22 protein-coding genes and 1 tRNA gene are annotated in these 24,217 nt (G+C 65.7%); 9 read left to right on the forward strand and 14 right to left on the reverse strand.

Translation table 11 applies throughout. The features are described 5' to 3' along the window. Window positions 1–58 precede the first annotated feature (58 nt). Both F562_RS0117045 and F562_RS19830 read right to left on the reverse strand, forming a co-directional pair. Window positions 59–1,588 (reverse strand): potassium/proton antiporter, encoded by a 1,530-nt coding sequence (locus F562_RS0117045; RefSeq protein ID WP_018158186.1) that lies wholly within the window; start codon window positions 1,586–1,588, stop codon window positions 59–61. A gap of 41 nt (window positions 1,589–1,629) precedes the next feature. Then, window positions 1,630–2,214 carry a 5-formyltetrahydrofolate cyclo-ligase gene (locus F562_RS19830; protein WP_018158187.1) on the reverse strand — a complete coding sequence of 195 codons (585 nt, stop codon included), beginning with the start codon at window positions 2,212–2,214 and terminating at the stop codon, window positions 1,630–1,632. Between the two features lie 56 nt (window positions 2,215–2,270). Here F562_RS19830 and galU point away from each other — a divergent pair, with 56 nt between their 5' ends. From galU to F562_RS0117080, 6 genes are read left to right on the forward strand one after another with little or no spacing between them, the layout of a single operon-like run. After that, a complete protein-coding gene (gene galU / locus F562_RS0117055) occupies window positions 2,271–3,203 on the forward strand; it encodes a UTP--glucose-1-phosphate uridylyltransferase GalU (RefSeq protein ID WP_018158188.1) in 933 nt (310 codons plus the stop codon). A 5-nt stretch (window positions 3,204–3,208) separates the two neighbouring features. Continuing rightward, on the forward strand, window positions 3,209–4,414 hold the full coding sequence (locus F562_RS0117060) for a molybdopterin molybdotransferase MoeA (protein ID WP_026181364.1): 1,206 nt from the start codon (window positions 3,209–3,211) through the stop codon (window positions 4,412–4,414). Further along, window positions 4,411–4,899: a cyclic pyranopterin monophosphate synthase MoaC gene (moaC, locus tag F562_RS0117065; RefSeq protein WP_018158190.1), complete on the forward strand. Its 489-nt coding sequence runs from the start codon at window positions 4,411–4,413 to the stop codon at window positions 4,897–4,899. The genes F562_RS0117060 and moaC overlap by 4 nt, the downstream gene beginning before the upstream one ends. Beyond that, window positions 4,892–5,365 carry a molybdenum cofactor synthesis domain-containing protein gene (locus F562_RS0117070; protein WP_040385391.1) on the forward strand — a complete coding sequence of 158 codons (474 nt, stop codon included), beginning with the start codon at window positions 4,892–4,894 and terminating at the stop codon, window positions 5,363–5,365. The genes moaC and F562_RS0117070 overlap by 8 nt, the downstream gene beginning before the upstream one ends. A gap of 15 nt (window positions 5,366–5,380) precedes the next feature. Further along, window positions 5,381–6,013, forward strand: a complete 633-nt coding sequence (locus F562_RS0117075) for a GNAT family N-acetyltransferase (protein ID WP_018158192.1) — start codon at window positions 5,381–5,383, stop codon at window positions 6,011–6,013. 56 nt (window positions 6,014–6,069) lie between these two features. Continuing rightward, on the forward strand, window positions 6,070–7,059 hold the full coding sequence (locus tag F562_RS0117080; protein WP_156822704.1) for a hypothetical protein: 990 nt from the start codon (window positions 6,070–6,072) through the stop codon (window positions 7,057–7,059). Between the two features lie 8 nt (window positions 7,060–7,067). On the opposite strand, the gene F562_RS0117085 is transcribed toward F562_RS0117080, so the two are convergent. Beyond that, the gene (locus F562_RS0117085; protein WP_018158194.1) at window positions 7,068–8,537 is read right to left on the reverse strand and encodes a protein adenylyltransferase SelO; all 1,470 of its coding nucleotides are present in this window, start codon (window positions 8,535–8,537) and stop codon (window positions 7,068–7,070) included. Between the two features lie 57 nt (window positions 8,538–8,594). Then, window positions 8,595–9,521, reverse strand: a complete 927-nt coding sequence (locus F562_RS0117090) for a LysR family transcriptional regulator (protein ID WP_018158195.1) — start codon at window positions 9,519–9,521, stop codon at window positions 8,595–8,597. Window positions 9,522–9,614: 93 nt separating this feature from the next. On the opposite strand from F562_RS0117090, the gene F562_RS19835 reads away from it, so the two are divergent. Next, window positions 9,615–10,985 carry a TDT family transporter gene (locus F562_RS19835; RefSeq protein WP_018158196.1) on the forward strand — a complete coding sequence of 457 codons (1,371 nt, stop codon included), beginning with the start codon at window positions 9,615–9,617 and terminating at the stop codon, window positions 10,983–10,985. On the opposite strand, the gene F562_RS0117100 is transcribed toward F562_RS19835, so the two are convergent. The 4 genes from F562_RS0117100 to F562_RS0117115 all read right to left on the reverse strand — a co-directional run bounded on the left by F562_RS0117100 (window position 10,960) and on the right by F562_RS0117115 (window position 15,317). After that, window positions 10,960–11,682: a VOC family protein gene (locus F562_RS0117100; protein WP_018158197.1), complete on the reverse strand. Its 723-nt coding sequence runs from the start codon at window positions 11,680–11,682 to the stop codon at window positions 10,960–10,962. The two genes, F562_RS19835 and F562_RS0117100, sit on opposite strands and share 26 nt — an antisense overlap. 51 nt (window positions 11,683–11,733) lie before the next feature. Next, window positions 11,734–13,053 (reverse strand): DUF1254 domain-containing protein, encoded by a 1,320-nt coding sequence (locus tag F562_RS0117105; protein ID WP_018158198.1) that lies wholly within the window; start codon window positions 13,051–13,053, stop codon window positions 11,734–11,736. After that, on the reverse strand, window positions 13,050–14,303 hold the full coding sequence (locus tag F562_RS19840; RefSeq protein WP_018158199.1) for a hypothetical protein: 1,254 nt from the start codon (window positions 14,301–14,303) through the stop codon (window positions 13,050–13,052). The genes F562_RS0117105 and F562_RS19840 overlap by 4 nt, the downstream gene beginning before the upstream one ends. A 111-nt stretch (window positions 14,304–14,414) precedes the next feature. After that, the gene (locus tag F562_RS0117115; protein WP_018158200.1) at window positions 14,415–15,317 is read right to left on the reverse strand and encodes a LysR family transcriptional regulator; all 903 of its coding nucleotides are present in this window, start codon (window positions 15,315–15,317) and stop codon (window positions 14,415–14,417) included. A gap of 157 nt (window positions 15,318–15,474) precedes the next feature. Here F562_RS0117115 and F562_RS19845 point away from each other — a divergent pair, with 157 nt between their 5' ends. Both F562_RS19845 and F562_RS0117125 read left to right on the forward strand, forming a co-directional pair. Then, complete coding sequence (locus F562_RS19845; protein ID WP_018158201.1) at window positions 15,475–16,854, forward strand: MFS transporter; 1,380 nt, start codon at window positions 15,475–15,477, stop codon at window positions 16,852–16,854. A gap of 107 nt (window positions 16,855–16,961) precedes the next feature. After that, a complete protein-coding gene (locus tag F562_RS0117125; RefSeq protein WP_018158202.1) occupies window positions 16,962–18,701 on the forward strand; it encodes an alkyl sulfatase dimerization domain-containing protein in 1,740 nt (579 codons plus the stop codon). Between the two features lie 66 nt (window positions 18,702–18,767). Here the strand turns inward: F562_RS0117125 and F562_RS0117130 are convergent, their stop codons facing one another. From F562_RS0117130 to F562_RS0117155, 6 genes are all read right to left on the reverse strand, one after another. After that, a complete protein-coding gene (locus tag F562_RS0117130; protein ID WP_018158203.1) occupies window positions 18,768–19,232 on the reverse strand; it encodes an SRPBCC family protein in 465 nt (154 codons plus the stop codon). A gap of 420 nt (window positions 19,233–19,652) precedes the next feature. Next, window positions 19,653–19,892: a hypothetical protein gene (locus tag F562_RS0117135; protein WP_018158204.1), complete on the reverse strand. Its 240-nt coding sequence runs from the start codon at window positions 19,890–19,892 to the stop codon at window positions 19,653–19,655. Between the two features lie 26 nt (window positions 19,893–19,918). Continuing rightward, window positions 19,919–20,146: a hypothetical protein gene (locus F562_RS0117140; protein WP_018158205.1), complete on the reverse strand. Its 228-nt coding sequence runs from the start codon at window positions 20,144–20,146 to the stop codon at window positions 19,919–19,921. 234 nt (window positions 20,147–20,380) lie between these two features. Beyond that, a tRNA-Ala gene (locus F562_RS0117145) sits at window positions 20,381–20,453 on the reverse strand. Between the two features lie 65 nt (window positions 20,454–20,518). Continuing rightward, on the reverse strand, window positions 20,519–21,913 hold the full coding sequence (locus F562_RS0117150; RefSeq protein WP_026181367.1) for a hypothetical protein: 1,395 nt from the start codon (window positions 21,911–21,913) through the stop codon (window positions 20,519–20,521). A gap of 110 nt (window positions 21,914–22,023) precedes the next feature. Beyond that, window positions 22,024–24,159 (reverse strand): alkaline phosphatase family protein, encoded by a 2,136-nt coding sequence (locus F562_RS0117155; RefSeq protein WP_018158206.1) that lies wholly within the window; start codon window positions 24,157–24,159, stop codon window positions 22,024–22,026. Window positions 24,160–24,217 lie beyond the last annotated feature (58 nt).

Genomic DNA, 24,217 nt, shown 5'->3' on the forward strand with positions numbered 1-24,217 from the left:
GCTCAACCTTCGCAGAGGTAGTTCTTAAGTGCGGCGCCGGATGAGGCGCCGCTACAGATTACCCCTCGCCGGAGGAGTGCCAGCCCGCGAGGCGCCCATCTCGACTTATCGCCTGAATGCGTTTGAGCGCCGCACTGCGGGACTGGGCTGTCGTGACCACCAACATCTGGTCGCCGTGCCGCAGGACGGTACGCCGCTCTGGGACAAAGGAATCCCCGTCACGGACGATCAACGTCACGTCGGCACCAGGCGGGAGGCGCAACTCGAAAACCTCAACCCCATGCAGTTTTGACGCCGGGCCGATCGAGGCCTGCAGGAGGTGGGCGTCCAAGTCATCCAGGGCGGTCGACTCGACATCGACGTCATACGTTGGGGTGCCTTGTTCTAGGCCCAGCACGCGGGTGATCCAGGGCAGGGTCGGCGCCTGCACCAAGGTAAAGATGATGACCAGGACGAACACCAGGTCAAACATCCAGGACGTACCGGGGGTGTCGAGCGTGAGTGGCACTGTGGCCAGGACGACGGGTACCGCACCGCGCAACCCGGACCACGACAGAAACGCCTGCTCGCGGAGGGTGTAGTCGGACCCGGCCAGGCTCGCCAGGACGGACAGCGGTCGGGCCACGAGCAGGAGCACCGTGCCGATCACTAGGGCGGGGATAATTTGATCGACCAAGCGGCCGGGGGAGGCCAGCAAGCCCAGCATCACGAAGAGGCCGATCTGCGCTAGCCACCCGAACGCCTGCGAGATGCCACGAAACGCTTGGCGGTGCGGCAGTTTGAGATTGCCGAGGACCAGCGCGCAAACATAAGTCGCCAGGAAACCGCTGGAATGCAGAAGGTCACCCACGGCGTAGGCGAGCACGGTCACGGCCACGACGGCCAGGGAGAACAGGCCCGATGAGCCCGGAGCGACCCACCGCAGGAGCCGGCCTAGGACCTGGCCGAGAACCAAGCCAATGATGGCGCCGCCCGCGAGCTCCAGCGCCGCCTCGACGCCGACCACCCACCAACCCTGATGCTCAACACCGGGTGTCGCCTGTGAGGCGAGGGCGACCACGAGCAGCACGACTGGCGCGTCGTTGAAGCCCGACTCGGCCTCGAGCACGCCGGACAGTCGTCGTGGCAGGGGCACTCGGCGGAGCACCGAGAACACCGCAGCGGCATCGGTCGAGGCGAGGATGGCGCCCAGGAGAAGGGCGATGGACCAGGGCAAGTCGAGCAGGTAGTAGGCGGCGCCTGCGACGACCGCCACGGAGACCACGACACCGATCGTGGACAACAGGGCAGCCGGCAGGATCGCGCTCTTGATGTCATCCCACTCGGTGGTAAGCCCGCCTTCGCTGAGGATCAACACCAAAGCGCCGAGGCCGATCGAGTGGGCCAACGCCGAGTTTTCAAAGCTAATGCCGAACCCAGCCTCACCCAGCGCCATGCCAATCGCGAGGTACAGCAACAGGGTTGGGAGGCCGGAGCGGGTGGCAAGCCGAACAGCCGCGACCGAAACCAAGAGGACCAGCGCCCCGACAAGGAGCAGATTGGTGAGTTCTTCGGTCAGCCCGACGGTCACGGTAGGGAGACTCAGCATGGGAAGTCTCCTCTCAGGCTGCGGATGGTGCGCCTAGTTTCTCAGGGCGGCCACGGCCATGTCGCGAAGGTACACAGACCGACGCTGGCGGTGACGACCGCATCGACGGGAAGGTCGTGGTTTTCGACCGGGACCGTTGCGGTGAACTCATCGTCGTGAACCAGCGCGATTCTCGGTACTGACGCCGGGACGCGGGGCATCACCCGGTCGTAACACCCGCCGCCTTGACCCAGGCGCAGCCCGTTCTCGGCGACGGCGAGCGCGGGCAGGATGAGCAGGGAGGCGGTGCGTACGGCCTCGATGCCAAGCGGCTCACTGCCGTCCTCGTGGCGCGACCAATCGAGATCGAGGTCGGCAAGGACCACCGGAAGGATGAGATCGAGCCCACGGGAGCGGACCGTCGCATTGAGCACCTCCGTCGGCACTTCGGACGGCCGGGAGACGAACGAGGTGACGACGGCACCCGTCGGGAGCCTGTCCAAGACGGGAGCCAGGTGATCGCGCACGTCCTCGGCATGACGAACTCGTGCGTCGAGCGAGGTTGCCTCAGCTCGGTGTCGCCGGCGCTCGCGAATGAGGCGCCGGGCAGCAGACTTGTCCGGGGGAAGGTGGATGCGCTCTGGCATGGACCTAGTGTGCCCGCGTTGCTCGACGCGGCGGATCGCCCGGTTAGCCTGTTGGCGTGATCACATCAGGACGCCCCCGTGCCCAGAAGGCCGTCATCCCGGCGGCCGGGCTGGGCACCCGCTTCTTGCCCGCGACTAAGGCCATTCCCAAGGAAATGCTGCCGGTCGTAGATAAGCCCGCCATCCAATACGTGGTGGAGGAGGCCGTCCGTGCCGGACTCACCAACCTGTTGACGATTACCGGACGCAACAAGGTGGCCCTGGAGAATCACTTCGACCGGCACTGGGAACTAGAGCAGGCGCTGGAGCAGAAGGGCGACGTCAATCGTCTTCGGCGGGTGCAGAAGTCACAGATGCTCGGCGAGGTGCACTTCGTGCGGCAGGGCGAACCCCGCGGCCTGGGCCATGCGGTCCTGTGCGCCCAGGCGCACGTCGGCCAAGAACCGTTCGCGGTGCTCCTCGGCGATGATCTCATCGACGAGGGCGACCCGCTGCTGGAACCGATGCTTGATGCCCAGCAGCGGCACGGCGGCAACGTCATTGCGCTGATGGAGGTTCCGCCGGAGCAGATCCATCTTTATGGCTGCGCCGCCGTTGAGCCGGTCGACAACGACGGCGACGTCGTCCGGGTGACCGGCCTGGTCGAAAAGCCAGCGCCCGGCGAAGCGCCGAGCAATCTGGCGATCATCGGCCGGTATGTCCTGGACCCGTCCATTTTCGACCTTCTCTCGCGCACGCAGCCTGGCAGGGGCGGCGAAATCCAATTGACTGACGCCTTGGCCGAGTCGACGCGCTCGGGCGAAGTGGGCGTGGTCGGGGTGATCTTCAAGGGACACCGCTATGACACGGGCGATCGCCTCGACTATCTCAAGGCCATGACCAGGCTGGCGGTACGCCATCGTGAGGTCGGCGATGAGTTCCGGGAATGGTTGCTCGAGTGGGTCAATACTCCAGAAGGCCAAGGAACCGAAGGGTCTGCGCCACACTGATGGACATGATCCCGCTGGAGCAACACCGACAAACCATTCTGGATGCGGTGCGGGCGCTGCCTTCGCGCCCATGCGCCTCGGCCGATGCGCTCGGCTTAGTCCTGGCCGAGCCGGTGTGCAGTGCCGTCGATCTTCCGGTTTTCACCAACTCTTCGATGGACGGCTATGCCGTGCACTCCGCGGATGTGGCGACGACACCCACGAGCCTGCCGGTACGGGGCGACATCAGGGCGGGTGACACCACGACGTACGAAGTGCTTCCTGGTGAAACGCGGCGCATCATGACCGGTGCGCCCATGCCCGCGGGCGCGGACGCCGTGGTCCAGGTGGAACACACCGACGGCGGCACCGAAACGGTAGAGATCGAACGCAGTGCCGTCGCGGGCGTCCACGTTCGGGTACAGGGTGAGGACCTGCGCGCAGGCGATCAGGTCGTGGAGGCCGGGATCCGGGTACAACCGCACCAACTGGCCGCGATCGTGGGTGCGGGCGTGGCGACCGTGGCGGTCGTTCCCCGCCCGAGAGTGGCAGTGATCACGACCGGTGATGAACTCGTGCCAACGGGAGAGCCGTTGCAGCACGGGCAGATTCACGAAAGTAATGGGCCTATGTTGGCGGCACTGGCCACGGCCGATGACGCGACGGTTGTGGCGGTCGAACACCTGCGGGATGACGCCGACCTCGCGGCGACAGTCGAGCGACTGGCGCAAGAAGCCGACTTGGTGATGACGTCCGGCGGGGTTAGTGCTGGGGCGTACGAGCCGGTCAAGAACGCCTACGCCGACGGTGGGGCCGTCAGTTTCGTCAAGGTCGCGATGCAGCCCGGGAAGCCGCAGGGCTTTGGGCTGGTGGGCGACGGAGTGCCGCTGCTGGCGCTACCGGGGAATCCGGTTTCGAGTCTGGTGAGTTATCTGTCTTTCGTGCGCCCAGCGCTGCGGGTTCTGGCTGGCCGCTCGCCGCAACAGCCGCGGTTGACGGCGCGGGTCGTCGACGGCTGGAAGTCCGCTCCTGGCCGGATGCAACTCGCGCGGGTGCGTCTAGGCCGCGATGACGATGGCCTGACCATGACCGCGAGCGGGGCGTCCGGAAGCCACGTCCTGGGAGGCCTGGCCACCGCCCACGCGATTGCATATGTGCCGATCGATGTGCTCGAAGTCCGACCGGGCGATGTGCTGGACCTGGAACTTCTTCCCGGGGAGTCCATCCCATGAGCGAGTCTCATTCCGGCACTTCCAAACTCACACATGTCCGAGCCGACGGCTCCGCGCACATGGTCGATGTGAGCGCCAAGGACATCACGGCGCGCGAAGCATCGGCTGCTGGGCGGGTTCTGTTGAATGCGAACGCCATTGCTGCCCTGCGCGATGGAAATGTCCCTAAGGGCGACGCGCTGGCGGTAGCCCGAATCGCTGGCTTGCAGGCCGCCAAACGCACCCCCGAGCTGATCCCGCTCGCGCACCCAGTCGCCGTGCATGCGGTGTCGGTCGACCTTGAAGTACTGGACGACGGAGTCGGCATCGTGGCGACTGTCCGCACGGCCGACCGCACCGGAATCGAGATGGAAGCGCTGACCTGCGTCAGCGTCGCCGCGCTCGCACTCATCGACATGGTCAAGGCCGTCGACAAGCACGGGCGCATCACCGATGTTCGCGTCACGGCCAAATCTGGTGGCAGATCAGGGGACTGGCATGAATAGGGCTGTCGTGATCGTCGCCTCCAACCGGGCGTCTGAAGGTGTCTACGCCGACCGGTCCGGGCCAATCCTCGTCGAGGCGCTGCGCGAGTGGGGGCTCCGCTGCGAAGCACCCGTGGTGGTACCCGACGGAGAGCCGGTGCGGGAGGCGCTGCTCGCGGCCGTCGCCGATGGTGCCGATGTGGTGTTGACCTCGGGAGGCACGGGACTGACTCCAACGGACCAAACCCCCGAGATGACCAAGCCGCTGCTCGACCGTGAGATTCCCGGCATTGCCGACCAGATTCGGGCTGCCGGTGTGGCCAAGGGCGTGCCGTCAGCCATGCTTTCGCGCGGATTGGCAGGCCTCATCAGGCACACGCTGGTGGTCAATCTGCCAGGATCGACAGGAGGAGTCCGCGACGCACTCGAGGTGCTGGAACCGGTGGTGCGCCACGCGCTCGACCAGGTTGCGGGCGGCGATCACTGAGCAGGAGTGGCTCATATGGCGCTGGTATCTGAATGGCCAACTCAGTTGGGGGCGACCTACCACGGTGCGTCGGTACGCCTCCGTCGGCTGCGCCCGCGCGCGGACCGCGATGAGTGGTCTCGGCTCCGACGAGGCAACGCCGATTGGACCGGACCGTGGGACTCGACCTCGCCACATCCGTCGCGACGGATGACGTTCAGGCAGATGGTGCGCGACCAGGACCGCGAGGCACGCGCCGGGCGATTGTTGCCCTTTGCGCTGGAGATTGACGGGCGGCTCGCAGGCCAGGTCCACCTGTTCGGGATCACACGGGGGGCGATGCAGGGTGGCATGGCCGGTTACTGGATCGACCGGCGCTGCGCGGGGCGGGGCTTCATGCCGTTCGCGCTCGCGATGCTCATGGACTATGCGTTCACCGAACTCGGTTTGCACCGGGTGGAGGTCAATATCCGGCCGGACAACGAGGCCAGTCTGCGGGTGGTCCAGAAGTTGCGTATGCGCGATGAGGGAGTGCGTCATGCGTACCTGCACATCGCCGGAGCGTGGCACGACCACCGGAGCTTTGCGTTGACGGTCGAGGACCTCGCGGGCGAGCGGGTCGTGCGGCGGCTCGCGCGATCGTCCCAGGAACCACACCAACCTCTTTAGGCGACACGCGGCGAACTTCCCGGATGCCTCGACGCGTTCGGCCTACCGTCGGGTTCGTGCAGACGAATGGCCTGATTTTCCTTGTGATCGTGGCGATCTGGGCTGTTTATCTGTTGCAGCACTGGGTGCGTCGGCGCGAGAACCTCGCGACTGCTCGCTCGGTTGACCGGTTCTCTGAGGCGATGCGCGTGCTTGAGCGTCGCCGTCACACCCCGCACGTTGCCGACCCGGCGCCGGTGCGGGTGTTGTCCAACGGGCCCGCTGAGCGCCCGACTGCGCCGACCGTCAGTGTGAAGCCGGTGCGCCCGTCCCTGCATGCAGGAGTTGCCATGAACCAGTCCAACCCGTCGTCCAAGCGCTTCGCTGGGTTTGGCCGAAGTTCTGACCCGGCTGCCCGCTCACGCCGACCGGCTCGTGCCGTCGGCGAAACCACGCCTCCGGTGTCGGTGAGTAATAGGTTCTTCAAGGTTGTGGCGGCGATGACACCAGCCAGGATTCGAGCCGGCGCGCTCATCACTGCCGCGGTGATTTTCGTCGCGACCGTGGTGCTGACGCCCCTCAGCGTCGTGCCCTGGTGGTCGCCGCTTTTGGGTTTGGTCCTGCTCGCTGGGGTCGTGGGGTGGCTGCGTAGCCGAGTAATCCGTGGGGCCCGCGATCAGCGCGCTGCTCGCACAGGTGCCGCTCGTCCCAAGGCGCGCGCTAGCCAGCCCCGCGCGGATGCACCGGCGGCGCGTTCCACACCGGCACAAGACACTCCGCTGTACGACGCTGACGCTCCTGTGGTGGAAGCGCCGGCAGCCCTGGCGGCGCAGGAAGCTCCCGTCGAGGCGCCAGGGCCTGGCACCTGGGCTCCAGTCGCGGTGCCGCCTCCTACGTACACCTTGAAGGCTCGCGCCGATCGCCCTGAGCCAGAGCCCGCTGCAACGGTCGAACCCGCCACTCCAGCAGCGAAATACGCCGACACGCCGGTCGAGGACCTGCCCTTCGATGGCATGGCCCTTGATGAGGACCTCGAAGAACTGCCCGCTGTGCATCGCGCCGGCTAACGAACTCCTTAGGTGCCGCAGAACGTCTGGTGGCTCGCGGTAAAACCAGGCGGTGGGGCAGCGGCGTAGCGCTCTGGATGCGGCCGCATGCCATAGGGATCGGTGACCGCATCGATCAGTTCGTGAACGGGTTCGAGGTCGCCCGTTTCGGCTGCGTCAAGTGCCTCTTCGAGAAGATGATTACGCGGGATGCGCGTGGGGTTGACCTGGCGCATTCGGCTCGCCACCGTGGGCCCTTCAAGGCCAGCCACATTCATCGCGTCGCGCCACCGGTCGAGCCAGGCCGTCCACTCCGGCGCGGTCCAGAGGGCGGATTCCGTGTGCGCAGAAGGACGTTCGAGCCAAGTCGCGAGTTCACCGAAGGTGCTGGTGTAGTCGGCGCCGTGCCTGTCAAGGAGTTCGAGCAGTTGTTCCACCAGCGTGGAATCTGCTGTGGTGTCGGGCAATCCAAGTTTGGCGAGCATGCGTGCGCGCCACGCGGCCTGGTAGATCGCCTCGTACTTTGTCACCGACGCGGTCGCCAGAGCGACTCCTTCGTCCGGATCTGAGCTGAGCAGGCGGAGAACGGTCTCGGCGAACCGGCTGAGGTTCCACAGGCCGACCCCTGGCTGATTGGCATAGGCGTATCGGCCGCCATGATCGATGGAGGAGAACACGGCGCCAGGAGTGAATTCGTCGAGGAATGCGCACGGTCCGTAGTCGATGGTCTGTCCGGAGATCGTCATGTTGTCGGTATTCATCACTCCGTGGATGAAGCCGACACTCATCCATTGGGCGATGAGGTCGGCCTGGGCGGCGACGACAGCGTCCAGCAGGCCGAGGTAGGGATTGTCGGAGTCTGCGACCTCGGGGTAGTGGCGGGAAATCGCATGATCGGCGAGCCGCTGAAGAACGTCGGGATCGCTTGCGCGAGCGGCGAGTTCGAAGGTCCCGACGCGGAGGTGGCTGGCTGCGACCCGCACGAGAATCGCGCCGGGCTTGGCGCCTTCCCGGCGCACGGTGTCGCCCGTGCTGATGACCGCGAGGGATCGTGTCGTGGGTAGCCCGAGAGCGTGCATAGCCTCGGCAACGACGTACTCCCGCAGCATCGGACCCAACGCGGCCTTGCCATCGCCGGCCCGGGCGAACGGCGTCGCGCCGGAGCCTTTGAGGTGAATGTCGAGGCGTTTGTCAGTTGCTTCGCCGAGCAACAGGGCTCGCCCGTCGCCGAGGAGAGGGGAGTAGTTGCCGAACTGGTGGCCGGCATAGGCCATGGCGACTGCGCTGCCGTCGCCGCGGAGCAGGTCACGAAGCCCTTCTGGATCCTGCAGTGTCGAGGGGGCGATGCCGACCTCGCTGGCGAGTTCGTGGTTGAGCGTGACGGGGCGCGGCTCCGTGGGGACATCGGCCTGCCAAGGAGTCACCAACTCGGGCAATTCCTCGGCGAAGCGGTGGGACCAGGCGCTGCTGGCCGGGCCCACTCCTGGGTGCTGAGCCATCTTGTTCCTTTCGGGTCCGATCGCTGGGTGGTGCCGAGCCTTACCGGACCTTGTCCGTCATCTTCCAGTATTCCGGCAGGCGATGGCCACGAGGTCGCGGGCTGGGCCGGCCGGTGGTTGCGAGCGCCCGGACCACAGCGCGCGAAATTGCCGACTCACCTCTAGGGTCGTGTCGACTACCGCGAGATATCCGGCCGCGACTTCACGCTCGGCGACGCGTCGACTCAAAAACGCGGGTGCGCTTCCGGCCATGACCGATTCGCGTACGGCAGTGGTCGTGGTGAGTTCGACCACAGACTCATGCATCGACTCGCCCTGCTGACTCAGCGCGTGCTCCACGACGTCGCGAGTCCCCGAGCCACGCTCCCGGCTGGTGAGGGGTAGGCGGGCCACCTCAGCGGCGGTCAACGGGCTCTTCCGTCGGGCGAGGACGTCATCGGCGGCGACGACGAGGACCAACTCATCGTGGGCGACCACGACAGACCGGACATGCCGGGGCCGGGCGACACCCTCGACGAAGCCAAGGTCGGCGTGACCAGTGCGTACGGCATCTTCGACCTGGTGGCTGTTGGCCGCCGTGAGACTGACTGAGGTGAGGCGACTGCTCTCCTGCCGCTGGCGATTGCGGAGCTGGACCAGCCAGCGCGGCATCAGCGCGTCAGCAATCGTCATGCTCGCCCACACCGACAGATCGCGGTTGCGCTCGCCACGCAGGCCGGAAATTGCGGTCTCGACTTCGTCAGTCAGATTGATCAGTTGGGCGGCCCACTCGGTGACGGCCACCCCGGACGGCGTCAGTGCCGAGCCGCGCGGTCCGCGCTGCACGAGAGTCAGTCCGGTCTGTGCTTCGACACTGCGCAACCGCTCCGAGGCCGCTTGCTGCGAGACGCCCGTCGCGCGAGCCGCGCTACCGATGCTGCCGGTGCGCCCGATGGCGACGAGCAGTCGAAGTCCCGCGAGGTCGGGGACGTGGGGTGAGTCCATGGGTGCCAGCCTACGCAACTCACAAGCCGACATTGTGGGTGCACAGGGTTGGCGCCCCTACTGAAAAGTCCACGGGTGGACGATCGTGGGGGTATGGGCCCGTTAGCAGAGTTGACCGTCGACGCGCGAGACCGTGGCGGGCTCCTCTCCGAGAGTGCTGGTCAGCCAGTGTTTGGTTCCGTCGGGCCGAACTGGTTCGCCTCGGTGATGGGTACCGGGATCGTCGCCAACGCCGCCGCCACCCTTCCGGTGGACATTCCGGGGCTCCTCGTCGCGGCTCGGATGATGTGGTTGCTGGCTGTCGTACTGCTCATCTTCGTGGTGGTCGCGACCGCGCTGCAGTGGCGGTACAACCCGACCGTGGCGCGGGGGCACCTCGAGGATCCGGTGATGTCCCACTTCTATGGCGCGCCCGCCATGGCACTGATGACAGTGGGTGCGGGCGCGATGCTCGTGGGGCAACCGTTGATCGGCCCGGCCGCGGCGGTGGGGCTCAATGCCGCCTTGTGGACGTGCGGCACGGTGCTGGGTCTGTGGACTGCGGTGGTGGTGCCGTACAAAACCATGACCTCCCATGAGGTCCGCGGCGACTCGCCCTTCGGTGGGTGGTTGATGCCGGTGGTCCCGCCGATGGTCAGCGCTGCGACGGGGCCACTGCTAATCCCGCACCTACCCGCGGGGCAGTGGCAACTGACGATGCTCGTGGCGTGCGCGGCGATGTTCGGTCTCACCTTGGTGGCCAGCCTGGTTGTGATCGCGCTGATCTGGGGCCGCCTAGTCCGGCATGGAGTTGGCCCTGCCGCGACGGTCCCGACTCTCTGGATCGTGCTCGGACCGCTCGGTCAGTCGATCACTGCAGCCCACACCATCGGCGTGGCTGCGCCGGAGATTCTCGCGGAGCCGTCCGGAACGATCGTGACGGTCGCGGGTGTCGTCTATGGCATTCCGATGTGGGGGTTTGCGATGGTGTGGGCTGCGATTGCCGCGGCGCTCACGGTGCGTACGGCCCGCACCGGTTTGCCCTTCACCCTGACCTGGTGGTCCTTCACCTTCCCGGTGGGAACGGTGGTGACCGGGACATCGGGTCTTGCGGCGGCTACTGGTGCTCACCTGTTCACGGGCGCCGCCGTGGTGTTCTACGCCGGGCTGGTCGGAGCCTGGTGCGTGGTGGCGGCTCGCACCGCGCGCGCCGCATGCAGCGGTTGCGAGAGGTACGTTGGCGGCATGGTGGATCAAAAGACCGGGACCAAGGATTCGGGCGGGACGATGACCACGCTCGTGGCGGTGTTCGCTGCGCTTGTGGTCAACTTCGCGATTGACGGATTGACCGACTGGCCGTGGTACGTCCGCTGGGCTTGCGGGTTGGCTGTGGCCATTGCGGTCACGCTGATGTGGAGTGGATTTCGTCGGCGTCGCGCCGCTGAAAGTCAGGGGACAACTACCGATCGGCCGAGTCGACCGTGAGGTGAAACTCGTTGCCGTCCGGGTCGTAGAGACTGGCCTCGGTGGCGGTCTGGGGACCGCCTTCGCGAGCACCGAGTGACACCAGATGGCCGCACGCCACGGACATGGGATCAGACGTCGTGAGCTCGAGTCGCAGTCGGTCGCGGCCCTTGCGAGGCATGAGTGGTGGTCCGCTCCAGGTGATTTTGGAACCGCCGGCAGGCGACTGAATGGCCGTCTCCTCGTCTTGGTCCCAGACCAAGGGCCACCCCAGTGCAGCGCTCCAGAAGTACCCGAGCGCTTGTGAGCCGTCGCAATTGATCGCTCCGACGACACCGGTATCGGCAAGGAACCTGTTCTCGGGAGGGATGACGCAGAACTCGTTGCCTTCGGGGTCGGCAAGCACCGTGTGTGGCTCATCAGGCGCCTGGCCGATATCGATCTCGGCGCCACCAAGAGCGAGGGAACGCGAAATCATCTGTCGCATGTCCGTGGCCGACTCGGTGGTGACGTCAAAGTGGATCCGGTTCGGGCTGGTTTTCGGAGACTTCACGGGGCACACCGTCAGGGCGTAGGCCGGGGCAGTATGGGGAACGACCGCGACGACGCCATGCGGTCGCTCCTCGCATTCCCAGCCCAGCAACGTTGCCCAGAAGTTCGCTATCCGAGTGACGTCACAGGCGTCGAGGCGAACTCCGACAAGTTTGATCGCGGCCACGACCTGAGGCTATGGCGATGTGTCACCGCGGCGCAATCGCCTTGTTTGTCCTCAGGTTGGGCTCGCGACGCGCTCCACTCCCGGCAGTTGGTAGTCGCCGTCGTGCACCCGAGCATCCGGGAGGTACAGGCGCATGATGAGCCAGAAGGGTCCGGCCGGTGCCGGAAGCCAGTTTGAAGCCCCCGTTGCGGGTTGCTCGTGGGATAGAACGATCTCCAACGAGCCGTCCTGGCCGTACTGCAGGCTCCTGGTGCGATCGCCGATCGCGTACCGGTTGATCGGGTTGTCCACGAGCCGCGCCTGTGGCCAGGCATACATCGTCAGCGACCAGAACGCCTGCACCGGCGGGAGCTGCCCGGCCTCAAACTGCATGCGGTAGCTGCCCGTGCCGTCCAACGGCACCCCGCCGGTGTCGACGAGCGTGTTCGCATAAACCGTCTCCTGCGGGACGTTTCCGGCGTAGCCGTATTTGGCCACCCGGGCACGCTGGAGAAAGTCCGTGCCGTAGGTTCCGACGCCGCTGGTCGGGACCTCCCAGTTGTTGACCAACCGGACCTCTCGGGCCTGACGCGCGATGAGGTCTTTGCCGGTTTCGATGCCCCGGCGCAGGCCGTCGGCCACATCGGAGGCGAGCGAGTCCGGTGCGAAGTCTCGGCCGGGACCGACGTTGATGCGTGCGAAGAGCGCGAAGAGCCCGTCGTCCCGGGCCGGTGGCGGATTCTGGGTCATACCGCGATTCAGCGCAGCGAAAAACGCCAGAGAGTCCACGACCTCTGCGGGGACTCGCGGCTCGGGAGTGGGCGTCGAGTCGTCCGTGGCAGGCCGTTCACCGACGAAGATCGACAGCGGGGTGAGTCGGTACTGGTCCTGCGCTCGATGCAACTCGGCCAGGTCATCGTCTCCATCGAAGAGGGTTCGCCCCTGCAGCCAGCACGAGACCGTCGGTGCGTCGATCCGCGTCGTACCGGCCGGGAGTTTGCCGTCCCATCCCGGAGGGCAGATGACGTAGTCACCACCGACTCCTGCGGTTTCGCGGGTGCCCGGGTTAGCAAACGTCTCGATGTAGAAGTCGGTGAATTGGAAGACGTGGTAGCGCTCGGGCAGTGCGGGGAGACTGAGCACGACCGGTTCTGTGGAGACATCGACCCACGCCAAGGAGTACGGCGTGTCCACGTTGGGCGTCATGTCCGTGAACGCTGGCCGTGCGCCTTCCCGATGGTGGTGGAAGGCGTTGGGTGGCGCGTACCGCTCGAACGTGGGGTCGGTTGCTTCGCTGCGCACGATGAGGTTCTTGACCACTGGGTACCCGTAGACGTACGCCCACGTTCCCAGGGTCTCGGCTTCGACTGAGTCGATTGTCGGCTCGATCATGGCGTCACATCCTGGTCGAGTGCCTCGAACTCTTGTCGTGACATGTAGGTCGCTGTCGGGAGGTAGTCACCCATCGTCGCTTTTTCGTCGCCGACCCAGGGAATCTGGCCGACTGCTTCAGCGAAGTCCGGGTTCGGGACGAGGTTGCGCAGCACGAGCAGGCCGTAGTCGAAGTCGCCGGCACCGTCACCGTTTTGTGGCCACGGCAGGAACGCGACGCCGTTCTCGGCGGTGGCGTTGCGGGGGCGGTCGGTGGTCGTGCTGGTGACGATCGTGAACCAGCCGTTCTCATCGACCGGGACATCCTGATCGCAGAGCACTCCCGTGCCGCGCTGGGTGTAGAACGACTCGTTCTGCGTGATGGACCAGTAGCGGGTCTGTACATCGCCTGGCATCCGTGTCTCGCCGTTTGGTGCTGAGGCCGTGGTGGGCATCTTGCCGCGAAGGACAAGCACCTCGCCGTGCATTCGGCTCACGTGCGCATAGACGTAGCGGGTGTCCCGATTGTCGTTGAAGCCACCGGCGTCTTTCGGCTCCGGCACCGACTCCCCGGTGTAGTCGCTCGCAGGTTGCGGATAACCGATGAAGAGTTGCCAGTGCAGCGGATTCGTCGCGGGAAAGCCGAGCGGAGCTGCCTCTTGGTCGCGGACCGCGAGGTAGTCGGTCAGGCTCGGGAACGGGGTGCGCAGGCGGTACTTGTGACCCGGACCGAGTGCGAGGACCTCGCGCGCCTCGTCGCCGACCAGGACGCGGCCGTCGGCCAGGTGCAACTCCGGCTCGGGGATTCCGACGCCACCGGTGACGTCGCGCCCGTCATCGGGAAGGTAGACCCGATAACAGATCGTCTGGTAGTCCAGGTCGGCCGCCGAGCCGGCATACAAGGTGTCCGGACGGCGGTCACTCGGCTCCGTTGGCACCGGTTCGGCGACGACGTCGATGGTGTAGTTGCGCTCGTCGGCGGCCCGGTCGGCGCCGGCCCGGTAGGGATTATCGGCACCCGGCGCGGGCGTCCACTCGTGATCAGTCAGCATGTCGATGCTGCGCTGCTGCGGGGTGTAGGTCTGGTAACTCGCGTATCGAGCGTGCGGGAAACGGGCGGTCAACCGGAGCGTCGCGCCCTGGGGAATTTGCACCTGACTGAGCCAGTAGCGGCAGTTTGGCTCGGAGTACCAGATGTTCCAGAACGGGTCGCCACCGTGTACGGCGGGCCAGAACCAAGAGTGCAGCGGATGGTCGTGGGCAATGCTCACGAGAGCTCCTTCATCGACGGGACGACCGCGCTGAAGCGCAGTGGGTCCATTGAAAGAGCGTCTCTGGAGGGAAGTCCAAGACCGGCTTGATATCGACGTAGTAGCGCTGGGCTATGCGGGCCGCTCACGGTCCTTCCTGATGACCCGTAACAGCGCCTTGGTGCCGGGGGAGAGCACGCCCCGCCGGTGGATCAGACCGAGGCGGCGCACCAAAGGCGGATCCATGGGGCGAATCACGCAGCCGAGCGCGGCCGCGCTGCGGGCTTCGCCGGCGGGAAGCATGCTGACCCCTGCGCCGGACAGGATTAGGGGGAGCAGCATCTCGCGGGTTTCGGCGACCACCATCAACTTGGCGGCCACCCCAGCCTCACCGAGCCGGTTGACGACGAAGTCGCGCGTCGGTGCGCCGCTCGGGGGTGCGACCCACGCGATGTCGCGAAGCGAGGCCCACCGGGTCGCCTCCTCTGGTAGGTCGGTCCCAGGAGGGCAGACCAGCAGGTACTCGTGCGAACCGATCTCGCGCAGCGTGAGCCCGGAGCGTTCGACCTCATCGTCGGTCGTCGGGTCGGGGTAGAGGAAGCCGAGTTCACACTGCCCTTCGGCGACAAGCGTGATCAGCTCTTGGTTGTTGTGCGGTTCGGAGACGCGCACCGACACCTTCGGATACTGGCGGCGGAAGGCGCCCACCCACCCAGCGAGCGGGTCTACCGCGATGGCCCGCGAGGCGGTGAGAGCGATCGCACCGCCTTCGAGGCCGAGGACACTGCTGACCGCTTCATCCGCGAGCTGGAAGTCGCGGATAATCTGCCGAGCGGGCGGAACGAGTGCTTCGCCTGCGGGAGTGAGCCGGACCCCCTTGGGGTGGCGTACGAACAGCGGTGTTCCGAGTCGCCGTTCCAGGGTCGCGATGGCGTTGGACAGTGACGGCTGGGCGATCTGCAGTGCCAACCCGGCAGCGGTGAACCCGCCCTCGTCGACGACGGCCAAGAAGTATCGAATCTGGCGCAGGTCCATACGGCTCACGATAGGTGAGTTGGCCGTCCCATAGCCGGGGACTATGAAGCGCAGACGTAATCGATGTTGGACGCCGAGCGCGTCGGGCCGCTTTCATCGGACGACGGCCCACGGTGGGAGATCCCCCGGAAGGCCGCACTCAACCGAGGAGAACCCCGTGACCACTCGCCCATCATCGAGCGCCGAAATGTCGGCTTCACCCGCCGCCGGGACGGATCAACCGGCGGGTGGCAGGTCCACGAACCGAGCCTGGGGGGTGACGATCGCCGTCACCGCCTTCATGGCCATCAACTTCGCGGATAAGTCCGTGATCGGGCTTGCGGCAGATCCGCTGCGCGAGGAACTCGACCTCACGGCTAGCCAGTTTGGGCTGGCTGGCAGCGTCTTCTTTTTGCTCTTTGGAGTCTTTGGGATCATCGGTGGATTCATCGGAAATCGGGTGCGGCCGACCCGAATCCTGATGGTCATGGCCGTTGCCTGGGGCGCGGCGCTGCTGCCGCTGGTGTTGTTGCCGAGTTTCGCCACCTTGCTGTTCAGCCGGATTATCCTGGGCGCGGCCGAGGGGCCCGCGCTGCCGCTCGGCATCCACACGGTGCACAAATGGTTCCCCGAGAGTCGCCGCCCGGTGCCGACCTCGATGGTCCTGGTCGGGGCGAGTCTGGGTGTTGGGATCTCGGCGCCGGTCCTGGGGTACGTGATCTCCGCACACGGATGGCGGGCCGCGATCTGGATCCTGGTGGGACTCAGTGTGGTGTGGGCAGCGGTGTGGACTTTCGTCGGCAAGGAAGGCCCGTTCGATACGTACGGCGCGGCCGACGACCTCGACAATGACGACCACGACCATGACGACCACGACACTGAGGCTGTCGCAGCGGAGGAGCTGCACATTCCCTACCGCCGAATCCTGGCGTCCTCAGCCTGGTGGGGATCGTTGCTTTCGATCGGACCGGGATTCTGCGCGTTCGCGTTGTTCAGCGTCTGGGCCCCGAGCTACTTCTCGCAGGGATACGGATTCTCCAGCACACTGGTCGGCGCCGCGGTTGGGGCGACCGCAGTGTGCGCGATCATCTTCCAGCTCGGAACCGGCGTGCTCTCGGCGCGGTTGGTGCGCGACGGGGTCGACACTCGCTGGGCGCGCGGGGGCCTGGCTGGCGCCGCCGTCCTGGCCGGTGGTCTGTGCCTCACCGTCGGCATGCTGCTCGGTTTCTCGCCGGTCGGTGCCGGCTTGCTGGTGCTCGGGGTCGCGCTGTGCAACTCCACCAACCCGATCTCGTTCTTGTCGATCTCGGAGATCTCGCCAGTCAAGCAGCGCAGCGCCATCATGGCGATCTACAACTCGGTGATGACGACTGGCGGGGCGGCCGCACCTTTGGTGGCCGGTCTGTTGGTCGACCGGGCCGCCACCGAGGCGGACGGCTATCGCCAGGCTTTCCTGCTCTTCGGTGTGATCGCCATCGTCGGTGGACTGATTGGTGCCGTGGTGACCAACCCGTCACGAGACGCTCGACGCCTGGGATTGCGTACGAGCGCCACCTGATTTCCGGGATCCGCACCTATCTAGTGCAGCGGCATAGCCCCCAACTATCGGGCGGAGACCAGATCGGTCTTGGACGCCCACGCCGGGTACCGGGTTCGATGAGAGGTATGAGCATTGTGAGCGAGCGAGCGCCGAGGACGACCCCGATTGCCGGACCGAGGGGGGAGGTGGCCAACCCCACTTTGGTTGAGCACTCGGCGACGTTCGAGCCGCGTGTCGAGCAGGTCGCCGACGGCGTGTGGACTTCGATTGGCCACAGCTTGGCCAACGCCACGGTCATTCAGGGCGCCGCCGGCCGGATCGTGATCGACACCGGCGACTGCATCGAGCAGGCGGCACTGCAGGACGCGGATCTGTCTGCTCACGCGACAGGCCCGCTGGCCGCGCTGGTCTACTCCCACAACCACTACGCGCTGGGCGCTCAGCACTATGTGGCCCAGAACGAGGACGTGCGGATCCTGGCCCACCCAAGGCTGCACGCCAACCTCGCGGCCAGCCTCTCCGACATCGGGCCGTTCCTGATCCGTCGCGCGTGCATTCAGTTTGGACTGTTCCTGCCGACTTCCGGGCCGGACGCGATGCCCAACCATGGGATCGGGCCTTTCCTCTATGACCTGGACAGCTATCGCCCGACGGTGGGTTATGTCGCGCCGACTGAGACCGTCGAGGACGGTGCGGAACTCGAGGTCGACGGGGTACGGCTCGTCTTCTACGACGCACCATCGGACACCGACGACACCCTGTTGATGTGGATTCCCGAGAAGCAGACTGTCGTCAACAACATTGTGTGGCCGGCCCTGTTCAACATCTACACCTTGCGCGGCTCGGAGTTTCGGAACCCGTTGGCGTTGCTACGGGGCCTTGACCTCATTCGCGAGTTGCGACCAGAACACCTGGTCGGTGTGCATGGTGCCCCCATCCATGGCCAAGACCGGATCTATGAGCTGGCCACCAGTTATCGCGACGCGATCCAGTACCTCTACGACCAGACGGTGCGGGCCATCAATGCGGGCCAGAGCCCGGACGAGATGGCTCAGCGGATCCGGCTGCCGGAGCACCTCGTGGCGGCCAACCCGCTACTGCGCGAGTTGTATGGCGAGGTGCCGTACGCGATCCGCCAGATCTACTCGGGGCTGGTGGGCTGGTTCGGCAAGGACACGGTCGAGTTGCACCCGCTTCCGGAGCAGGAGCAGGGACGCAGACTGGTCGACCTCATGGGGGGAGCCGACCGCGTGAAAGAAGAGGCACGCCTGGCGTTTGAGGCAGGCGAACTGGAGTGGGCTGCGCAGTTGGCGACGTACGCGCTGCACGCCGACCCAGAGGATGCGACCAGTCGGGCGCAGAAGGCCGAGACGCTTCGTGCACTGGGCCAGTCGAGCACCGCCGCGAACACGAGGTCGTGGTACCTCACGCAGGCGCGGGAGTTGGAGGGGGAGGTGGACACCATGCGACCACCGGTGAAGATGGTCAACGTCAACCAGGTCTTACAGGCGCCACCGACGACCTACCTCAACGCGTTGCGCTACGAGGTCGACCCTGTCGCGGCAGGCGGCGTCGAGGAGGTGGTGGCCTTCCGGTTCACTGACCGTGACACCGTCGTACGCCTTCACCTGCGCCACAGCATCATCGAGGTGCTTGAGGACAACCTCGCGGACCCCACCGAGGAGACGTGCGCCTTGTCGCTCTCCTTTGAGACCTGGGCTCGGTGCGCCGCCGGAGAGACCACTCTCACGGCCGAACTCGCTTCCGGCACGGCGCAGCAGAGCGGGTCGCCGGAGGCAATGGAGCGAGTGCTCGATTGCTTGCCTGTCACCGGGCGCGGGCAGGATGCTCTCGCACGTTCTTGATGTTGCGGTGTAGGTAGCGGAGCCCCCGGTCACACGGGTGACCGGGGCCGCGTCGCACGTGCTAGGTCAGGAAGAAACCGCCTCAGCCAAGTTCGTCAGCGCCGTCTCCAACTGCTCCTCGGAGACCAACGGGAAGGAAATCTTCGACAGCAGGTCCTTATCGGTGACGTTGCTCCAGTCGTAGGTGTGCCGCACCTCGGTGCTGTCTGGACCGAGAGGGGTCAGCTCCCATACCCACTGCCAGCCGGGAGGCTGGGTCCCCGCGGGCGCGGTCTGCCACGCGAGCAACTTGCCCTCGTCATAACCGGTGACGTGGTTGTCGGTCTTGTAGTCACCGCCCATGTGGTCGCCGGTCATATTCATCGTGAACACCTGACCGGATGCGGTGATTCGGTCGCCATGGTCGACCGAGAGCACGAAGCCAGAACCGTCCATGGCGACGTGGTTGTCGGGCAGCGACAGCACGTCGAAGATGTCCTTGCTCGGTGCATCGATAGTGCGGGTGATCGTGACACTCGTGGGTTCGCTCATACCTGCACGTTAGCGAGATGCGCACTGCCGCGCGACGTGCGGCGGCGCTGCGTCTGGCGACCGTTCCGCGGGCGTCGTGTTGAGGACGCCTTTAAAACTCCTCTGGAAGGACGTCGAGTACTGCCGGTCTCGAACGTATAGAGGGTGAACATGCATCCAGTACATGTTGAGCAACGTCACCCCCACTGGCCGCGCCCTTGACCCCAAGGAACTTCAGTAGGTCATCGAGAACGTCTCCGAGGCAACGGGTCTGAAGATCGAGGTTCGGCCCGCTACGAGTTTCGAAGGAAGCGGACGCTATCTGAACCGCGCGAGCCGGCCGCGAGTGTGTCCTGTCAATCGCCAAGCAGTTCGGAATCAGCCGGATGATGGTGTGGGAGAAAACCAACGCGATGTGACGGTCGTACGATGAGGGTTCGACTACGGGAGTAGGTCGAGCATCTGAGGCCGCGCCTTCATCGCGTGGATCACGAGTTCGTTGCCGCTATCGAAGACCAACACGACCGTCTCCAGCATGCGGCCGTGAGTATCGAAGCCGAGACGCAGTTGTCTTGCGGGACTGGTGTCATCGAGGTCTTCGATCCAGGTCGCCCACGTCGCAGCCTGGATCGCATCTTCGGGGTCGATACCCTGCTTGCGAGCAGACGGATGGACTCTCACGCCGAGGCCAAAGCCTCGCGGATCACCTAGGAGCGAGACTTGCCCTCGCGTTCCGCGCGGGCGTCGAGGGCGCCGATCTCGTCCGTGGTGAGACGAGGCGCAACTACCTGCGACGGCTCAGCACCACGGCCAGGTCGTCCACGGCCGCGCTTCTTCAAGCCCGCAACGTCGTACCCGGCCTCAGCCTCGGCCGCCCACGCTGCGATCTGTTCCTCAGTGACGGGAGTCTCGTCTATCGTCTCGCGCTCAGCCATGCCATTAATGTTGATACGAAAAATAAGGCTCGGCGCACCCCAGCGCTTAAGTCGTTAGGCACGATGCGGCTGCCCACCCCGCCGCGTTCCACCAGCACGACAGCGAGCGCCTCACCGACCCAGCCCAGCGGATACTGGCGAAACAAACAGCGAGAGCCCGGCCGATGGCCGAGCTCTCGCTCGTGACACATGTCGCGACTCAGGTGAGACCTATGTCGCGACTCATCACATGGGTGGAGCTGAGGGGAATCGAACCCCTGACCTTCTCATTGCGAACGAGACGCGCTACCAACTGCGCCACAGCCCCGTGGAGCGGAGCAACATTAACATCGGGCGACCGGATGCGCCGAATCGGCGTGTGGGTATGACGACTCAGAGTTCCAGGCGGAAACCGGGGCTGTTGCTGCGGTACACGTCGCCGTAGATCTCGCCGTGATCGCTTCGGATGAGTTCGACGCGTCGAGTGCCGCGCGGCGTGACGACGCGGATCAGGCCGTGCGGTGTGGTCCAGCGGTATGTGCCGGGGCCGAGTTGCTCGACGTGGTAGCCGAGGTGTGTTTTGGCGCGGTGGTGTCTTCGGGTGAGCGGGGCGTCGTTGTGGTCGCTGGTTTGTCCGGGTGGCCCGGTGTCTTGATATGGCGTGGGGTGGTCGTGGTCGACTCGGGCTTCTGGTCGTGCCGCCGAGTGGGGAAACACATCGCCCAGGGTGCGTAGCGCGGTGCGGTTTTTCATGTCGGTGGGGTGTTCGTATCCGTTAACCGATCGTGTTTGGGACAGGTCGATCACGGGGAGAATGGATATCTCGCGGTGGCCGAGAAGCCGGGTGAGTTGGTCGGTCAGCATGGGGCCGAGGTGTTCTAGCCGAGCGATACCGGACTCCTTGTTACCCAGGGTGGTGTCGCTGAGATGCACCACCACGGTGGCCTTGCGACGTGCTGGCCGTGGGTGCCTGCCGTGGTCGTGATTGTCGGTGATGAGTGCGAGGGCGTCGGCGGGGCGGGCGAGCAGGCCGAGGCTTTCGGCGCGGAGTTGGTCCCAGGTGGGTTGCTCGCTGTCGGGGAAGTCGCCGCGCTCGGCGAGTAGTTGCGCGAGGTCTTCGATGGTCTGCTCGAGCTCGAGCGCGTCGGCGTGGTCAAGTCGCCCGAAGACGGTGCGTACCCCGGCGGTGCTGTCGGTGTCGTTGATGTCTGAGCCGGGCGGTGGGGTCGGGAACCACACCCCGCGTTGATGCAGGTTTTCTTGGATGCGTGCCTGGTGTGCGGCCTGGTCGGCCTCGATGATTTTGGCTTCGGCGATCGTCAGCAGGCGGGAGGGGGATTGGTCGATCGCGTCCGCGATCGCCTGGTCCACGAGTCGCGCGGCGGTCCGGTCGAGTTGCCGTGCCATCCGCGCGATTTTGCGGGCGACCCATGTTTCGCAGCGCAGGTTTTGGGTGTGTGCCCAGATCAGGGGCAGGCGGTGGCGTAGGTCGAGGGCGTCGGCCGTGGCATTGCGGGTCGCGACCTCGCTGGCTTGGCGGGCGATCGCCATTTCAGCGAAGCACAGGTCGATGACCTGCGGGGTGCCCTGGCCGCCGATGTTGACGAGTCGCGGGCCGCCGTTGCGGACCGAGCGTGCGCCGGGCTCATCTTGCGGGTCGCCGCTGTGTGAATCCGCCCAGATCAGGAGGAGGTTCAGGTCATCAACATCGGCTTGTCGCCTCACCGTGACGCTTGCTTCGGCGCGCGCGAGGATCTCGCGGCGGTGGCCGATCAGCGACTCGAACATACTCCATGATATCGAACAAATGTTCGAACTGCAACCCTCAAGTTAGCGGCGGTATCGGCGGGATCAAGACACCTCCACCAGCACGCTGGAATGGAACAACCACGTCACGTTCATGAGTCTCGCGACGGGGAGGCATTCGTGCGCAACCCGCACTGTTCCAGCCAGCGCACCAACTGCCGGTGCACGGAATCTGCTCCAGCTAGCACCGGGTCGTCAGGAACGCTCCAATCCATCAGATCCTCATCCACCGACCATTCGCGTGGGTAGACCAGCACCGCGTCGTTCTGCCAACCACCCAGTCCGCCATGGCAGCCCACTAACTCTTCGAAGGCGTGCACCTCACCCGTGCGCGCGTCAACCGTCGAATGCACATACAGGTCAGGGGCATTCGCCATCGTGGTAACCCGCAGAAGGTCGCGTCGAGCGCGCGGTCCGAACGGCGCCAGCGGGTCGACCCCGTCGACCGTGCCGTCCTCCAGGAGGTGAACTCCCCCAGAGCCGATCGCCACAGGTCCGCGCTCACTATCGGCCACGACAAAGCCGACGCCTCGCGCTGCCAACAGGCCCGGAATCAGCGCTGGGAATTGGTTGTCCATATCGTTGAGCTGAGCGCGGCCAGTGATCGCCGGGAACCACAGCAGCCCAATGTTTCCCGAACCCACTGCTACGACATCCTTGGAGGTCGCAGCGTCCTTGGCCCCATCAAATGTACGCGGTCCCACCACCCCTCCAGGCAGCTCGACTGAACTATCCGTCTCGCGCCGTTTTGCCCACCGCGCAGTCGGATTCGTCGCTCCGAGTAGTTCAGTGAGCATGGCGTTGACCGGCCCCCAAGCCTCCACTGACTCAGGATCTGACCTGGCGTCGGCGCTGGCATCCGAGCCCATGAGCTCCAGCGCCATCTCCTCCAGCGTTTGGTCGTGCAACTGGCGAAAAGTGGCCCCTTGGCTTTGACCATGGTCAGACAAGACCACGATCCGGTAGTCCCGCGGCGCGGCCTCGGCCACGCGCTCCAAGGTGCCCAGCACTCGGTCGATGCCCGCGAGCGCGTCGAGCGCTTCGGGCCGGGCCGCCCCCGCATGGTGGGCGATTTCGTCGTAGTCGACGAAGTCCACGAAAATGACTGGCGCACCGGCCATCAGGTGATCGGAAACCAGCGCGACATTGAGATCGCGCAGGATGGCATTGGTCAGTCCGCGCAGCGCCACATACGACCCGCGTCGGGAGACTCGAGGTTCGATGCCGCGAACTCGTTGCTGGTGTCCCTGATAGAGCTCCTTGACCATTTCGCCCACCGTCAGCACAAGCGTGCGCGGCAGCGTAAATGGGCTCGCGAGCAGCCGCATGTATGCCTTCCCTGGTCCCACGCCGCCACTTTGGACCCGGCTAAACACCATCTGGCACGTGGGAGCGTCGCCGCTGAACATGTTCGAGATGCTCACGCCGCCATCGGCGAGCAGCCCGCGTCCGTTGCTTAGCCGCTCCTCGACCAGCGCAGCATCAGCTGGCCGGTTGGTGACCACCAGCCGCCCCAACTCCTTTTCGTACCAACGGAAGGCGGCGATCCCCTCGTTATTGCCGTGAAGCAATCCCGCTTGGCTCGCCGGTGTGGTCGAAGGCAGCCGCGCCCACCAGCGCGCGGGCTCGTGAGTGCCGCTGCGCACCCACCGGCTCAGGGTGGGCAGGGTGCCCGAGGCAAGGCTGAAGTTGAGCAACTCATGGGGCATCCCATCGATTTGCACGATCAGTACGCCTGGCTCCCGCACGGCGTCGGCGATGCCGTGGCCTCGAGCGCGCCGTGCCCGCTCGCCTCGTCGCACCAGATCACCGACGACGTACGCGCTGTCGTTGACATCGATGAGCCAGCCCGCAACGGACGCGACGAGCGCCACGCAGAGCAGGGTGGCGAGGAGGGAGCCGGGACCAGTGATGTCGGCACCGGGCACCACCAGGATCGCCAGATGGACCAGCATGACCTGAACGACAGTGCCGAGCCCGAGAGCGGCGAGGCCGCCGATCCGCCCGGCCAAGATTCGCAGGATGGGCCGTACCAGCGCATCCCCCACCGCAGCGAGGGCGGCGATCAGCACCGCGGTCCAGAACGAGTTGAGGGTGAACCCCGCCAGCAGAGTCCCTGCGACCTGCAGCGCGACGGCAAGCGAGATCAATCCCACCGCTGCATCACGAGCATCTCGGGCCGTCGTGCGAAGCCGCGACCAACCGACAGCGTTCGTGTTCTGGGTCACCTGGCGGATCTTTCCACGTCGACAGCACGCGTGCCGCCGAAGGCGACGACCGTGAGAA

Origin of the sequence: Demetria terragena DSM 11295, from assembly GCF_000376825.1 — a bacterium.
Taxonomy (GTDB): Bacteria; Actinomycetota; Actinomycetes; order Actinomycetales; family Dermatophilaceae; genus Demetria; species Demetria terragena.

Excerpts from the sequence above, each read along its gene's own strand:
- F562_RS0117045 (WP_018158186.1), bottom strand. The coding sequence starts at position 1,588 with ATGCTGAGTCTCCCTACCGTGACCGTCGGGCTGACCGAAGAACTCACC.
- F562_RS19830 (WP_018158187.1), bottom strand. The coding sequence starts at position 2,214 with ATGCCAGAGCGCATCCACCTTCCCCCGGACAAGTCTGCTGCCCGGCGC.
- F562_RS0117060 (WP_026181364.1), top strand. The coding sequence starts at position 3,209 with ATGATCCCGCTGGAGCAACACCGACAAACCATTCTGGATGCGGTGCGG.
- moaC (WP_018158190.1), top strand. The coding sequence starts at position 4,411 with ATGAGCGAGTCTCATTCCGGCACTTCCAAACTCACACATGTCCGAGCC.
- F562_RS0117070 (WP_040385391.1), top strand. The coding sequence starts at position 4,892 with ATGAATAGGGCTGTCGTGATCGTCGCCTCCAACCGGGCGTCTGAAGGT.
- F562_RS0117075 (WP_018158192.1), top strand. The coding sequence starts at position 5,381 with ATGGCGCTGGTATCTGAATGGCCAACTCAGTTGGGGGCGACCTACCAC.
- F562_RS0117085 (WP_018158194.1), bottom strand. The coding sequence starts at position 8,537 with ATGGCTCAGCACCCAGGAGTGGGCCCGGCCAGCAGCGCCTGGTCCCAC.
- F562_RS0117090 (WP_018158195.1), bottom strand. The coding sequence starts at position 9,521 with ATGGACTCACCCCACGTCCCCGACCTCGCGGGACTTCGACTGCTCGTC.
- F562_RS19835 (WP_018158196.1), top strand. The coding sequence starts at position 9,615 with ATGGGCCCGTTAGCAGAGTTGACCGTCGACGCGCGAGACCGTGGCGGG.
- F562_RS0117105 (WP_018158198.1), bottom strand. The coding sequence starts at position 13,053 with ATGATCGAGCCGACAATCGACTCAGTCGAAGCCGAGACCCTGGGAACG.
- F562_RS0117115 (WP_018158200.1), bottom strand. The coding sequence starts at position 15,317 with ATGGACCTGCGCCAGATTCGATACTTCTTGGCCGTCGTCGACGAGGGC.
- F562_RS0117125 (WP_018158202.1), top strand. The coding sequence starts at position 16,962 with ATGAGCATTGTGAGCGAGCGAGCGCCGAGGACGACCCCGATTGCCGGA.
- F562_RS0117130 (WP_018158203.1), bottom strand. The coding sequence starts at position 19,232 with ATGAGCGAACCCACGAGTGTCACGATCACCCGCACTATCGATGCACCG.
- F562_RS0117140 (WP_018158205.1), bottom strand. The coding sequence starts at position 20,146 with ATGGCTGAGCGCGAGACGATAGACGAGACTCCCGTCACTGAGGAACAG.
- F562_RS0117150 (WP_026181367.1), bottom strand. The coding sequence starts at position 21,913 with ATGTTCGAGTCGCTGATCGGCCACCGCCGCGAGATCCTCGCGCGCGCC.